The sequence below is a fragment of the uncultured Sulfitobacter sp. genome, from assembly GCF_947497275.1.
Taxonomy (GTDB): Bacteria; Pseudomonadota; Alphaproteobacteria; order Rhodobacterales; family Rhodobacteraceae; genus Sulfitobacter.
In genome coordinates this window covers 220,486-233,586 of sequence record NZ_CANMFS010000006.1, presented here as the reverse complement: position 1 = coordinate 233,586, position 13,101 = coordinate 220,486, and the positions used below count along the sequence as shown (strand labels likewise).

15 protein-coding genes are annotated in these 13,101 nt (G+C 62.2%); 6 read left to right on the top strand and 9 right to left on the bottom strand.

Annotated features, from left to right (window positions below; genetic code table 11):
* Positions 1 to 57: 57 nt before the first annotated feature.
* Genes nth through Q1A06_RS14215 form a run of 3 tightly spaced genes read left to right on the top strand, consistent with a single transcriptional unit; the run spans position 58 to position 2,287 of the window.
* Entirely contained in the window at positions 58 to 711 is a 654-nt protein-coding gene (gene nth / locus Q1A06_RS14225; protein WP_299564864.1) for an endonuclease III, read from the top strand.
* Positions 708 to 1,697, top strand: a complete 990-nt coding sequence (locus Q1A06_RS14220; protein ID WP_299564861.1) for an adenosine kinase — start codon at positions 708 to 710, stop codon at positions 1,695 to 1,697. The genes nth and Q1A06_RS14220 overlap by 4 nt, the downstream gene beginning before the upstream one ends.
* Positions 1,694 to 2,287: a GNAT family N-acetyltransferase gene (locus Q1A06_RS14215; protein WP_366523529.1), complete on the top strand. Its 594-nt coding sequence runs from the start codon at positions 1,694 to 1,696 to the stop codon at positions 2,285 to 2,287. Before Q1A06_RS14220 ends, Q1A06_RS14215 begins: the two co-directional genes overlap by 4 nt.
* Here Q1A06_RS14215 and Q1A06_RS14210 read toward each other — a convergent pair.
* Positions 2,277 to 2,759, bottom strand: a complete 483-nt coding sequence (locus Q1A06_RS14210) for a hypothetical protein (protein ID WP_299564858.1) — start codon at positions 2,757 to 2,759, stop codon at positions 2,277 to 2,279. The two genes, Q1A06_RS14215 and Q1A06_RS14210, sit on opposite strands and share 11 nt — an antisense overlap.
* Positions 2,759 to 3,241, bottom strand: a complete 483-nt coding sequence (locus tag Q1A06_RS14205) for an RNA pyrophosphohydrolase (RefSeq protein WP_299564855.1) — start codon at positions 3,239 to 3,241, stop codon at positions 2,759 to 2,761. Before Q1A06_RS14205 ends, Q1A06_RS14210 begins: the two co-directional genes overlap by 1 nt.
* 152 nt (positions 3,242 to 3,393) lie before the next feature.
* Between Q1A06_RS14205 and Q1A06_RS14200 the strand changes: the two genes are divergently transcribed.
* On the top strand, positions 3,394 to 5,421 hold the full coding sequence (locus tag Q1A06_RS14200) for an NADPH-dependent 2,4-dienoyl-CoA reductase (RefSeq protein ID WP_299564853.1): 2,028 nt from the start codon (positions 3,394 to 3,396) through the stop codon (positions 5,419 to 5,421).
* A gap of 386 nt (positions 5,422 to 5,807) precedes the next feature.
* On the opposite strand, the gene Q1A06_RS14195 is transcribed toward Q1A06_RS14200, so the two are convergent.
* Positions 5,808 to 6,746 carry an HNH endonuclease gene (locus tag Q1A06_RS14195; protein ID WP_299564850.1) on the bottom strand — a complete coding sequence of 313 codons (939 nt, stop codon included), beginning with the start codon at positions 6,744 to 6,746 and terminating at the stop codon, positions 5,808 to 5,810.
* A gap of 240 nt (positions 6,747 to 6,986) precedes the next feature.
* A complete protein-coding gene (locus Q1A06_RS14190) occupies positions 6,987 to 7,121 on the bottom strand; it encodes a hypothetical protein (protein ID WP_299564847.1) in 135 nt (44 codons plus the stop codon).
* Between the two features lie 31 nt (positions 7,122 to 7,152).
* On the opposite strand from Q1A06_RS14190, the gene Q1A06_RS14185 reads away from it, so the two are divergent.
* Entirely contained in the window at positions 7,153 to 8,094 is a 942-nt protein-coding gene (locus tag Q1A06_RS14185) for a zinc transporter ZntB (protein WP_299564845.1), read from the top strand.
* 148 nt (positions 8,095 to 8,242) lie between these two features.
* On the top strand, positions 8,243 to 9,148 hold the full coding sequence (locus tag Q1A06_RS14180) for a LysR family transcriptional regulator (RefSeq protein ID WP_299564842.1): 906 nt from the start codon (positions 8,243 to 8,245) through the stop codon (positions 9,146 to 9,148).
* 75 nt (positions 9,149 to 9,223) lie between these two features.
* Here the strand turns inward: Q1A06_RS14180 and Q1A06_RS14175 are convergent, their stop codons facing one another.
* The 5 genes from Q1A06_RS14175 to Q1A06_RS14155 all read right to left on the bottom strand — a co-directional run bounded on the left by Q1A06_RS14175 (position 9,224) and on the right by Q1A06_RS14155 (position 13,100).
* Positions 9,224 to 10,054 (bottom strand): glycosyltransferase family 2 protein, encoded by an 831-nt coding sequence (locus Q1A06_RS14175; RefSeq protein WP_299564839.1) that lies wholly within the window; start codon positions 10,052 to 10,054, stop codon positions 9,224 to 9,226.
* Between the two features lie 86 nt (positions 10,055 to 10,140).
* Positions 10,141 to 11,085 carry an OmpA family protein gene (locus Q1A06_RS14170; RefSeq protein WP_299564837.1) on the bottom strand — a complete coding sequence of 315 codons (945 nt, stop codon included), beginning with the start codon at positions 11,083 to 11,085 and terminating at the stop codon, positions 10,141 to 10,143.
* Positions 11,082 to 11,651, bottom strand: a complete 570-nt coding sequence (locus Q1A06_RS14165) for a peroxidase-related enzyme (RefSeq protein WP_299564834.1) — start codon at positions 11,649 to 11,651, stop codon at positions 11,082 to 11,084. The genes Q1A06_RS14170 and Q1A06_RS14165 overlap by 4 nt, the downstream gene beginning before the upstream one ends.
* A gap of 13 nt (positions 11,652 to 11,664) precedes the next feature.
* Complete coding sequence (locus Q1A06_RS14160; RefSeq protein ID WP_299564831.1) at positions 11,665 to 12,384, bottom strand: GNAT family N-acetyltransferase; 720 nt, start codon at positions 12,382 to 12,384, stop codon at positions 11,665 to 11,667.
* Positions 12,381 to 13,100: a molybdopterin-binding protein gene (locus Q1A06_RS14155; RefSeq protein WP_299564828.1), complete on the bottom strand. Its 720-nt coding sequence runs from the start codon at positions 13,098 to 13,100 to the stop codon at positions 12,381 to 12,383. The genes Q1A06_RS14160 and Q1A06_RS14155 overlap by 4 nt, the downstream gene beginning before the upstream one ends.
* Between the last annotated feature and the right edge of the window lies 1 nt (position 13,101).

The window sequence follows — 13,101 nt, the reverse complement described above, 5'->3', positions numbered from 1 at the left end:
CGCAAACCGCCCCGCGTACGCTTGCCCCCTGATCCAAATCCGCGCATACCCTGCGCCATGGAAAAACCCAGCAAACAACGCGACTACCACACCATTCGCGCGATGATGGAACGCTTTCGCAAAGCGGAGCCCGAACCCAAGGGTGAACTTGAGCATGTGAACGTCTACACCCTCGTCGTCGCCGTCGCGCTGTCGGCACAGGCGACGGATGCGGGCGTGAACAAGGCGACGCGCGCGCTGTTCAAGGTCGCGGACACGCCGCAAAAGATGCTTGATCTCGGGCTTGAGGGGCTGACCGAATACATCAAGACAATCGGCCTGTTCCGTCAGAAGGCCAAGAACGTGATCAAGCTCAGCCAGATCCTAGTGGACGACTACGACGGACAGGTGCCTAATTCGCGCGCCGCTCTTCAGGGGCTGCCCGGCGTCGGGCGCAAAACCGCAAATGTCGTGCTCAACATGTGGTGGCACCTGCCGGCGCAGGCGGTAGACACCCACATCTTCCGCGTCGGCAACCGCACCGGAATCGCACCGGGCAAAACCGTCGACGTGGTGGAACGCGCCATCGAAGATCACATTCCCGCCGATTTTCAGCTGCACGCGCATCACTGGCTCATTCTGCATGGCCGCTATCACTGCAAGGCGCGCAAACCGCTGTGCAAAACCTGCATCATCAACGATCTGTGCCCGTACGAGGAGAAGACCGAATGAAGAAGTACGATATCGTCGGCATCGGCAATGCCGTCGTCGATGTGATCACCCATGCCGACGACAGCTTTCTCGCGCATATGGCGATCGAGAAAGGCATCATGCAACTGGTCGATCAGGACCGCGCCGTTGCCCTCTATGGTGCGATGAAGGACCGCCTGCAAACGCCGGGCGGTGCGGTGGCGAACACCATCGCGGGTGCCGGTGCGCTGGGCCTTGATGCGGCGTTCATCGGGCGGGTGCGCGACGACGCGCTGGGCACTTTCTACGCTGATGCGATGACCGACAACGGCATCGACTTCGTCAATCCGCCCGTCGCCGACGGCACCACCCCGACCTCGCGCAGCATGATCTTCGTCACTCCCGACGGCGAGCGGTCGATGAACACCTACCTCGGGATCTCTACCGGCCTGTCGTCGGTCGATGTGCCCCCGGATGTGGCCGGAAATGCCAAGCTGATGTTTCTCGAAGGTTATCTGTTCGACGAGGACGCCGGCAAGACCGCGTTCCGCGAGGCCGCGCGCGCGGCCAAGGCGGGTGGCGGCAAGGCCGGGATCACCATCTCCGATCCGTTTTGCGTCGAACGCCACCGCGCGGATTTTCTCCACATGATCGAACACGATCTCGATTTCGTCATCGGCAACGCTTCCGAAATCAGATCCCTGTTCCAGACCGAAGACCTGGAGGAAGCGATGGCGCGCACCGCCGCCATCTGCCCTACGATGGTCTGCACCCGCAGCGGTGACGGCGTCACCCTGATCGAAGGGTTCAACCGCGTCGATGTCCCGGTCACGCGCGTTACCCCTGTCGATGCCACCGGCGCGGGCGACCAGTTCGCCGCCGGTTTCCTCTATGGCATGGCGACCGGCCAATCGCTCGAAGCCTGCGGGCGCATGGGCAACCTGTGCGCCGCCGAAGTCATATCCCACATTGGCCCCCGCCCCCAGCGCGACATGCTGGCGGAGTTCAGGAAGATCGGGCTGATATGATGCTGTCCGATGGAGTCTATGGCGTCCCGCAGGGCAAAATGGCGGTGGTGGTCACTCACCTCGAAATGTTGTCACGTCCCGTCCTGCGCGACATCACACCGCCCCAAGGTGTTAGGTTCCGGCAAATCACGCCCACACCGCAGGAATACCGCGCCCTCTTCAACCGCGTCGGCACCGACTGGCTGTGGTACGGGCGGCTGAAGCTGTCCGACGAGGCGCTCGCCGGCACGCTCGATGATCCGAAGGTGCATACCTTCACCCTGACGCGCGACGGCATCGACTCCGCCTTGATGGAACTTGATTTCCGGCAGGACAGACACTGCGAACTGGCCTACTTCGGGCTGGCAGCGTCGCTCATCGGCACCGGTGCGGGCCGGTATCTGATGAACGAGGCGACAACCCGCGCCTGGGCACCGGGCGTCAGCCGCTTTCACGTCCACACCTGCTCGAACGACAGCGCCCAGGCGCTCGAATTCTACCGCCGCAGCGGCTTTACCGCCTACAAACGCGAAGTCGAGATCGACGACGATCCCCGCCTCGCGGGTCCGCTGCCAAGGAACGCCGGCGCGCACATCCCGATTATCGAGTGATCTCGCACGCGCCGCCGTTGAAACACTGGCGCACCGCGTCGATCATCGCGGGCGTCGGCGTGGCAAACAGGTATCCGCCGCACGGCGTCACCGTCACGACATCGCGCGCGCCCGGACGCCGCTCGACAAAGGCAAGCACGTCGCCGCCCTCTTGCGCACTGGCACACCACGGACCATAACACGCAACCACCAGCGTGACCGGCTGGTCGTAGGGCACGTCAAAACCCGACGCCCCCAGCGCCATACCCAGCAACTCCGCGTCGATTGATGTCATCGGCGGCGTGGCGTTCTGGTTTGCCAGATCGGTCTGCGGCAAGGCGCCCGCATCGAAATCAAGCCGCCCCTGCACAATGACGAATGCCGCCTCCGAGGCCTCCGCCTCCTGAAACGTCGCCTCTATCGCGTGCGGCAAACACGACAGCGCCCGCGCCTGAAACGGCAGGCAGAGGGCAATCAGGGCAAGCACGCGCATCACAGATGCTCCCGGAATTCGCGGATTACCGACGCATAGACATCCCGCTTGAACGGCACGATCCCCTTCAGCATTTCATCCGCTCCGATCCAGCGCCACGCGCTGAATTCGGGGATCTGTGTGGCGATGTTCACCTGGTCGTCCGTCCCTTCAAAGCGCAGCAGGAACCATTTCTGCTCCTGCCCGCGAAACCGGCCCTTCCAGATCTTCGGCACCAGATCATACGGCAATTCATACGGAAGCCATCCCGCGCTCTCGGCCTCGACGCGCACCAGATCGCGCGGAATTCCGGTTTCTTCCTCCAATTCGCGCAACGCCGCGTCGCGCGGATCCTCGCCCGGGTCCACACCGCCCTGCGGCATCTGCCAGGCATCGGTGTCCCGGTCCAGCCGCTGGCCCACGAACACCTCTCCGGCCCGGTTCACCAGCATCACGCCGACACAGGGCCGATAGGGTAGTTTCGCAATCTCGTCAGGGGTCATCCGCGCATCCCGTTCCATATCAGCTTCATCACTACCTACATCACCTCGCCGCGCGGCAAAAGCAATGCCGTCTGACGCCGCGTACGGGGTGACAAACCGGGTCCGCGCGGCCATGCTCGCCGCTAGATGATCCGCCAGGGGAGGCCTTTTTCATGTCCAGCTATCCACATATGCTCGCACCGCTCGATCTCGGCTTTACCACGCTCAAGAACCGCGTGTTGATGGGCTCCATGCACACCGGGCTTGAGGAAACCAAGGACTGGAACCGGGTCGCCGAATTCTACGCCGCCCGCGCACGCGGCGGCGTCGGCCTGATGGTGACGGGTGGCATCGGTCCCAATCTCGAAGGCTCGGTTCTGCCCGGTGCCGCGATGATGACCACCGATGCGGACGTGGCCAACCACCGCATCGTAACCGACCGTGTCCATGACGCAGGCGGTAAGATCGCGATGCAGATCCTGCACGCGGGGCGCTACGCCTACGGCCCCAAATGCGTCGCGCCCTCCGCGATCAAATCACCGATCTCCCCCTTCCCGCCGACCGAGCTTGACGAGGACGGCATCGAAAAGCAGATCGCCGACATTGCCGCCACCGCCGGCCGCGCGAAAGAGGCCGGGTATGACGGGGTCGAGGTGATGGGTTCCGAAGGCTATTTCCTCAACCAGTTTCTGGTGACCCATACGAACAAACGCACTGACCGCTGGGGCGGCTCCTACGAAAACCGGATGCGCCTGCCCATCGAGGTCGTGCGCCGCGTCCGCGAAACCGTCGGCCCCGACTTCATTGTGATTTACCGCCTGTCGATGATCGACCTGGTGCCCAACGGCTCCACCTACGACGAGGTCGTGCAGCTTGCACAGGCAGTCGAAAAGGCCGGCGCCACCATCATCAATACCGGCATCGGCTGGCACGAGGCGCGGATCCCAACCATCTCTACCTCCGTGCCGCGCGCTGCCTTCGCCTGGGTCACGAAGAAACTGATGGGCAAGGTCGGCATCCCGCTCATCACCTCCAACCGCATCAACACCCCCGACGTCGCCGAAGAAGTCCTGTCCACCGGCTGCGCCGACATGGTCTCGATGGCCCGCCCGATGCTGGCGGACGCCGATTTCGTGAACAAGGCCGCCGCTGGCAAATCCGCGCACATTGCGCCCTGCATCGCGTGCAATCAGGCCTGTCTCGATCACACATTCTCGGGCAAGATCTCGTCCTGCCTCGTCAACCCTCGCGCCTGTTACGAGACCGAACTGGTGGTCGAACCCACGCAAACCCCCAGGATGATCGCCGTTGTCGGCGCGGGCCCCGCCGGACTGTCCGCAGCGATCACCGCTGCAGAGCGGGGCCATACCGTCACCGTCTTCGACCGCGCATCCGAGATAGGCGGTCAACTCAATCTCGCCAAACAGGTCGCCGGAAAGGAAGAGTTCTGGGGCTTCGTCGACTGGTACCGCACGATGGTCGATCACCACGGGATCAAGGTCAACCTGGACACCGAAGTCTCCGCAGGCGACCTCGGCGACTTCGACGACATCATCATCGCCACCGGTGTCATCCCACGCGACCCGCACATCCCCGGGCAGGACCGCGACAACGTGGTCAGCTATGTCGACGTGCTGAACGGCACAGCCACACCTGGCGACCGCGTGGCGGTCATCGGCGCCGGTGGCATCGGCTTCGACGTGTCCGAACATCTGGTCCACGACGGCAACAGCACCACGCTCAACCTGCCCGAATGGATGCGCGAATGGGGCGTCGCCGACATCGAAGAGCACCGCGCGGGCCTTGCCCCCGAAGGACCGCAACCCGAAAAAGCCGCCCGCGAGGTGACGATGATGCAACGCAAACCCTCGAAAGTCGGCAAAGGCCTCGGCAAGACGACAGGCTGGATCCACCGCGCGTCGCTCACTATGAAGGACGTGAACATGATCGCAGGCGTAAACTACGAACGCATCGACGACGACGGGGTCCACATTACGTTCGGCGCGGCCCGCGAAAACCCGCAGGTGATCGCGGCCGATACCGTCGTGCTGTGCGCGGGCCAACTCTCCGACCGCTCCCTCGCCGACACGCTCGAGGCCGCAGGCAAGGCCTGCCACGTCATCGGCGGCGCGGATGTGGCGGCGGAACTGGACGCGAAACGCGCGATCGACCAGGGCACCCGCCTCGCCGCTACCCTTTGAAACAGCACCTGTCCCGCTCCATTTCTTTTGGCAAGAAGTATCCCGGGGGGTCCCTGATCCCGCAGGGAGCAGGGGCGGGGCAGAGCCCCCTGCCCGACAGTGAATTGTTGAGCGATTTTAAAATTTTATGATCAGTATAGCTCGAGAAAGAAAGACCGCCACGCGAACTTACAGGCCGTCGCATCCAGTGCGCAGTTAACTGCTTCAAAGCCTCAAAGTGCAAATTCTGCCCCGAGCCCAAACTGAACACATGCGGGGCGGAGGTCTTCGCATTTTCAGCATAAGCTGGTCCGTCAAGAACGGCCCAAAGCAGAAGTTTAGCAATGCGTCTGACGATGCAGCGCAGCATTCGCGTTAAATGCCCGTGTTCAAGTGACACAACAACTCTATTTATCGAGATTATCCAACAATCCACAGGGTCCGAATTGCGGTGTGAGTATTGTCGTTCTCGACCGCGAGCGAGTGACAGCAACCCTCAAATTTTGTTTGGTATCGTCGTTGACAGCATTATCAAACCAAATACGCTGGAATGGCCCTTGGACGACCTGTTCCCTTAATACCAAATTAAAACCATCGAAAATTATGACCTCGTCAAATTCCTTACTTTTGGATTTGTGAATATTTATGACCACTACGCCGCTCTCAGGTTCCCTACCAAGAACAAAATGCTCCTGAACAAATGCTTCGGGAATAAGCTTATTTGCATTCTCGTAGCGTCCGTTTTCCTGCCAGGACACAAGGATCGTCTCGCAGTCGTCAGCGATCGAGATCAGACCCCGATCAAACATCCAGTGCAATGTTCCCGACAACGCCAGCCCGTTGCGCACCGAGTCGCTTCGTTGGCTCTCAGCAGGCCGATTGTGCGCCGCCTGCACTTCCGGACGCCCACCACCATTGCGTAGCATCAGGCCCGCCATCGCACAGCGATAGCCATAGGCCGCGCGCACCTTGCGCCGGAACGCAACATCTCGATAAGGTCGGCGCGTCAGCCGCTCCAATACAGGACGTTCAAAGGGCTCGGCTCCCTCGCCAAGCTCTGCCAACTGCGGATTGTAGCGCGTCGCCTCGATCCGCTCTAGGTCCTGCGGTAGTCCAAGGTTAACGATACGCGCAAAGTCTGCCTCCGGCAGACGTCTGACAGCTAGCTGTGCGGCACCGCCTCTTTTGGGAGAACCATCCGGCTGTGTCATGGATGTCTCTAGTGGCCGTCCATTCAAAAGCCGCGGCACTTCGCAGTCGAAAGGCAGGAAGCTATTGGACTCAATCAGCGCAAGGAACCGCCCTACTACGCCCGGCTTTGGTATCACCTGTTCGATCTTCGCCACAGCGAAGTAGCCGCGCGGCCCGGATTTGACCGGCTCGAAGTATACGACCCAGTCATCGACAGCCTCCTCAACCGCCCTGAGATAGCGGCGTGGAAATTCGTAGACGACGTCCGGCTCGTCCTCGTAGATCGAGTCGGCCTTATGAAAGAGAACAAGTTTAACAATACGCCCAGGAAAGCGCTAACTGGTCGATAGGCAAGCATTTCCTGCACGCAAAGTGCCTTTATAGCGTGGATCACTCTATTGAGCGCGCACCATCTGGTTGATATGGATCAGATCCGACGGAAACACTGCAATTAACGGCCGGGCAGCGCCCCCTGCGCCCCATCCCGCGCCCATGTCCGATTGAAAACGCCCCGCGCGCGGCGTAGTCATGGACCATACGCCCTTCCACAGGACCCGGCCCATGCCCCTATGCGTTTTCGACGTCTACCCCGACGGCACGACCAAAACACCCGATGACATGGCGCTCACCGGGCCGGGTTCCTACCGGTGGTGGCACTTCGATCTGTCCGATACGGGCTTTGCACCCTGGGCCACACAACATCTCGCGCCGATCCCCGCAGGAACCCTGTTGCAGGACGAAACCCGCCCCCGCTGTGACCGTTACAACGACGGCCTGCTGCTCAACCTCCGGGGCATCAACATGAATACAGGCCAGGACGCCGACGAAATGATATCGGTCCGCATGTGGGTGGAAACCGGTGCCATCGTCACCGTGCGCCGGCAAAAGGTGTTTGCCATCGACACAATCCGCCAATCGGCACAGGCGCAAACCGCCCCGCCCACCGTCGCCGCCTTTCTCGAAACGCTCATCACCAGCCTGACCCTGCGGATCCAACAGGAGGTCGCGCGCATCGACGCGATCGCCGATTTCTACGAAGACGACCTCGAAGACAGAGCAACGCCGTTGCCGCCCGATCTCGCCGACAACCGCCGCAGCGTGATCCGCCTGCGCCGCTATCTTGAACCGCAACGCATCGCCCTGACCAAACTCGCCGCGATCGACCTGCCGATACTGCCCGAACCCTCCGCCCTGCAACTGCGCGAACTGGCCAACCGCTCGACCATCGCGGTCGAAGAACTCGATGCGTTGCGCGACCGCCTCGTCTCGGTGTCCGAGGAACATGAGAACCTGATCGCCCAGCGCATGGCACGCCACAGCTACGCAATTTCCATCGCGGCGGCGGTATTTCTGCCGCTCAGCTTCATCACCGGCCTGTTCGGCGTGAACGTCGCCGGCATGCCCGGCGTCGAGAGCCCTGCCGCCTTCGCCATCCTGTGCCTTTCAATGGTTGCAATGGCCGCGGCCCTGCTGGTGATACTCAAACTCACCCGCTGGATCTGAAACACAGCGCGGAAACACATCGTTCACCTGTTTCCCAAACTTCAACGGTCGCGGCAATTACCTTGCTACTGTCCCACCCCTGCCCCGTTTGCGCCCTATTCAACCATCATAGCTGACCCTCGAAACATAAAGTTGAAGGGGACGGCACATGGACCGCCTGACAGAAATGGAAGCGTTCGCCACCGTGGTGGATCAGGGCGGCTTTACCGACGCCGCCAAGAAGATGGGGATTTCCAAATCAGCCGTCTCCAAACACGTCTCGTCGCTTGAGGCCCGCCTTGGCGCACGGCTTCTCAACCGCACCACACGTCGGGTCTCTCCCACCGAAATCGGCCTCGCCTACTACGACCGTGCCCGCCGCGTTCTCAATGATGCGGGCGAAGCGGATGCGCTGGTGACATCAATGCAATCGGCCCCGTCGGGCCTGCTGCGGATCTCGGTCGCCACCGATTTCGGTGTCAATCACCTGTCGCCGGTCCTGTCGGAATTTCTGGGTGATTTCCCCGACATCACCGTCAACATGGTGCTCAACAACCGCTACGTCGAACTGATCTCCGAAGGCTTCGACATGGCCGTGCGCATCGGAGAGCTGGAAGACAGCACCCTGCGCGCCCGCAAACTGACGGAAACGACGAAGCGCATGATCGCCTCGCCTTCCTATTTCCAGAAATTCGGACGCCCCGAGAAGATCGACGATCTTAACGACCACAAGCTGCTGCACTACTCCAATCAGTCCTCGGGCAACGTCTGGAAACTGACGGCCCCCTCGGGCGAAAAACGCCAGGTGCGCACGGCGGGGTGGCTCTCGGTCAACGACGGCCAATCGCTGCTCAACGCAGCCATCTCGGGCCTCGGAATCGCCTATCTGCCCAGCTTTCTCTACGCCGACGCGATGGAAAAGGGACTGGTCGAGGACGCGATCCCGGATCTGCCGCTCGAGACACAAGGCATCTACGCCGTCTATCCTCCGGGCCGCTTCACCCAGCCCAAGGTCCGCGCCTTCATTGATTTTCTGGTCCACGCTTTCGCCGAAAAAGGCCCCAGCGACTGGTAACCAGACACACGAACACCATCTCCCCTCGGTGAACTCGCCCCCGGTATTGCCCAGCAACATCGGGGGTCTTTTCGTTCAGCGCGGGTCCGCGTTGCGCCACAGATCATGGGTGTCTTGAAAGAACCTCAGCATGAGCGCGCTCGTTTCCTTGCGGCCATACCCCTGATAGCTCCAGTTCAAAAGCGCGCTCATCCGCGCGGCACCGTGCGGCGCAGTCCACGGTGTTTTGCCCGCAAAGCACCAGATCGGGACACCGTGCGCGGCCATCTGGCCTGACAGCCAGTAATCATCGTGCGTCCACATCACATCCGGTATCTCGAAAGTCGCTTCCGGCAGGAAATCGGGGCGGATCATCGCGCCGCGGTACCCCTTGAACAGATCCAGATAACCGGGTGTGGCGTACCGTGGCGGCAACCGGCGCCCCAGCGTCAGCGCACGGTACAAACGGTAGCGAAAATTCTTCTTCCGGCGCGCCGCACGCGGCAGCATCGCTTCGACACCCGAACAGGTCCGATGCCCATCGCGGACATAAAGGTCTCTGCCGGTCTCGACGATGCAGGCGTCCGGTACCTGGGCACGCGCATCAACGAATTGTTGTGCCCAACCGGGGCCATAGATCTGATCATCATCGCAAAACAGAATCTCGACATCCTCGCCCGCGTGCGCCCGAACAGTCGGCAGTACCTTCGTTGCCGGACCGAAATCTTCATCCACAAGGCACACACGTATTCCCTCCGGATAGGAGGGCATCGTCGCAGGATCAAAATCAAAGCGGCGGTATTTGCGCGCAATGTTCAGGCGGATCTCGGACACATTGGCCGTTTGCGCCAGCAAGGCGCGCAGGGTCGGTCCGATCATCGCCATGCGCGGCGGTATCGTCGTAAGCGAAATAATGAGCGGCTTCATGTCGTATTCCCACTAGCCAATGCAGGCGTTGCCTATCAGCACCGGTAACGTCTGTAAACACAGGGGAATTCTGTGAACCCGGACATTCAGAATGCCACCACAATGGCCTCGACACGCCGGTTTTCCTCGCGCCCGGCCTCCGTGGTGTTGCTGGTCAGCGGCGCGAGATACCCCATGCCTTCCGCATCCAGCCGCCCTGCGGCAACGCCGTATCGTTCTATCAATCGCGCCCGCACGGATTGTGCGCGCGCGCGCGACAAACCGATGTTCATATCCAGTGCACCGACCGTATCAGTATGTCCGACAAGAGCCACACGCAGATTGGGCTGATCCTGCATCACCTGCGCCAACGCATCGAGTGCCGCGAACGGTCCTTCACCTAGGGTCGAGGTACCGCTTGCGAAATCCAGACTGGTCAGGACGATCCGCCCGTCGCGCTCCAGCGCCTCTTCGAACGATGCGGGCGGCACTGCCACTTGCGCCTCGGGTGGCAGGGCCACGACGTCCGGCGCATCCTCCGCTGCCGCCTCCCCGGCCTGAATGATCTGCACATAGGACACTGCGCTGCCGCTGCTGGCAAAGACGGTCACCGCCGCCTCCGGTGCATCCGCGTCGCCGCGCAGCCCGGTGATGAAATGGAAATCACGAAGATTGACGTACATGTTCGGGCCGGGCAAAACTTCGGTCGCGAACCGGAAATCATAGCCGCCGCAGGCCGTGGCTGCGCAATCCAGCACGATCTCGTATCCTGCCTCTTCGATCTGCGCCCGCAACGGCGCCGCGATCTGCAGGGGCGTCAGCCCTTGCTGGTCGATCCGCCAGACGCTGCGGGCCACCGCGCCGTCGATGTCGACACTGCGCAGCGCCCCGTTTTCGTACACATCGACCGGCGCGCGGTAACGGTCAAGCGGGGTATTGCGCTCGACCGTCTGCCGCGCCGTCTGGGGTAGGCGCAGCTCGACAGCCGCGACAGGACCGGCGGCAAGCGTACATGCAAGCCCCACTTTGAAAGCGCGGCCCGCTACGTTCATCTGTTCTGCGCGTGATAGGCTTCGTTCGGACGCATGTCCGATCCGCTGGCGACCCGGTTGGTCATGTTGAAAAACCCCGCGACGCTCGCGATGTCCCAGATATCGCGGTCCGAATATCCCTCGGCGCGCAGCTTTTCGCGGTCTTCATCCTCGATCCGTTCGGGGCTTTCTGTCAGCTTAACCGCGAAATCCAGCATCGCGCGCACCTTCGGCTCAAGCTTGGCCACGCGGTAGTTCATCACCAGCGTCTCGCCCAGAATGGGATCGCCGGACAATGCGCGCACCGCGGCACCATGCGCCGTCAGACAATAGAAACACCGGTTCACCGCCGACACGACGACCGCGATCATCTCCCGCTCGAGCTTGCTCAGCGTGCTGTCGCCCAGCATCAGATCGTTATACATCATCGTGAACGCGTTCAGCTTGTCGATGTCGAACGCGTAGGTTTGCAGCACATTCGGGACCATCCCCAGCTTTTCCTGGCAGACGTCGAAATACTTCTGGGTCTGTGGCGGCAGCGGATCGACCATCGGCAGGTCAAGGGCGGTTGGCAGGTCTTTGGCCATCGGGAAAACTCCTTTATTCAGATAATTGACGATAATGGTATCTGCCGGTCTCGGTAAAGCCCAGCTTGGTATAGAGCGCCCGCGCGGCGGTGTTTTGCACGGCGCATAGAACGCAGACATGGCTGGCGCCCTGATCCGCCCCCCAGAACGCCGCCGCGCGCATCATCCATTCGGCAACACCCAGCCTGCGCTGCTGATCCAGCACTTCGACCGCATGCACCATCACGACGCTGTCGTGCACGGCGGCAAAGGCAACGCCCGCCGGTTTCTCGTTCCAGCGGGCGAGGATGCCGGTTTTCACCGCTGCCCGTTCCATCACGGCGATCCGCGCCGGGCCAATGCCGCCAGCGGCCCAGATCTCCAGCATGATCGCCAGCGGCTCCCAGATGGGAAAGCAGGTCACCCGCGGCATCGGTTTGTCCGTCAGCTGTGAAATCGGCAGCGTGTACATCACCACCTCGTCGATCCGCGCATAGCCGCGCGCGTCCAGCAGGGAATCCAGCGCGGAATCCCCCGCGCGGATCATGAACAGGGGGTGCTGGCCGATCTCGCGCATCGCGGCCTCGGCCTGCGGAATATCGGCATCCGTCACCGGCCCCCGCGCCGTCGCCGCCGACGCGCGCTTGCCCCCGCCCGCGCCATCGCGCAGCGTCCACACGCCTGCGCTCCAGGTCCGTGCGGGCGGCCATGTCGCCTCGGTGACGCCGTACAGCTGCGCCGCGTCGGGGCTCACGGGAACACCGCCGCGATTTTCGCAATCGCCGCATCCACCGTCGCCGCATCCTGTCCGCGAATCACGATGTTCGCACCATACCGTCCGTCGCGCTGAAACGGATAGCTGCCGATGGACAGATCCGGGTTGGCCTGCGCCAGCTCGCCCAGCGGTCCGGCAATGTCGCCCTCGCCGCGAAAGATCGCGTGCGTCTTGCTGATCAGCGGCGCCCCCCCGGTCAGCGTCGGCAGAACGCTCGCCACCATCGCCTGAAACACGCTGGGTACGCCGGCCATCACATACACGTTCTCGACAACGAACCCCGGCGCGGCAGAAACCGGATTCTCGATCAGCGTCGCATCCGCCGGGATCCGCGCCATGCGCAGACGCGCCGCGTTCAATTCGACCCCGGATTTGTCATAATGCGCCTGTAGCAGCGCCCGCGCGTCGTCGCGCACGTCGATGGCCTGGCCGAACGCTTCGGCCATGCAGTCGGCGGTGATATCGTCATGGGTCGGGCCGATGCCGCCGGAGGTGAACACGGTATCGTACCGCCCTGCCAGCGCGCGCACCGCATCGACGATCACGGCGGGCACATCGCCCACAATCCGCACCTCGGTCAGGTCGATGCCCGCTTCGGTTAGCTCGCCCGCCAGATGGTGCATGTTTGCATCGCGCGTGCGGCCCGACAGGATTTCATCCCCGATCACCAGCATCGCCGCTGTAGGATTCGCCATT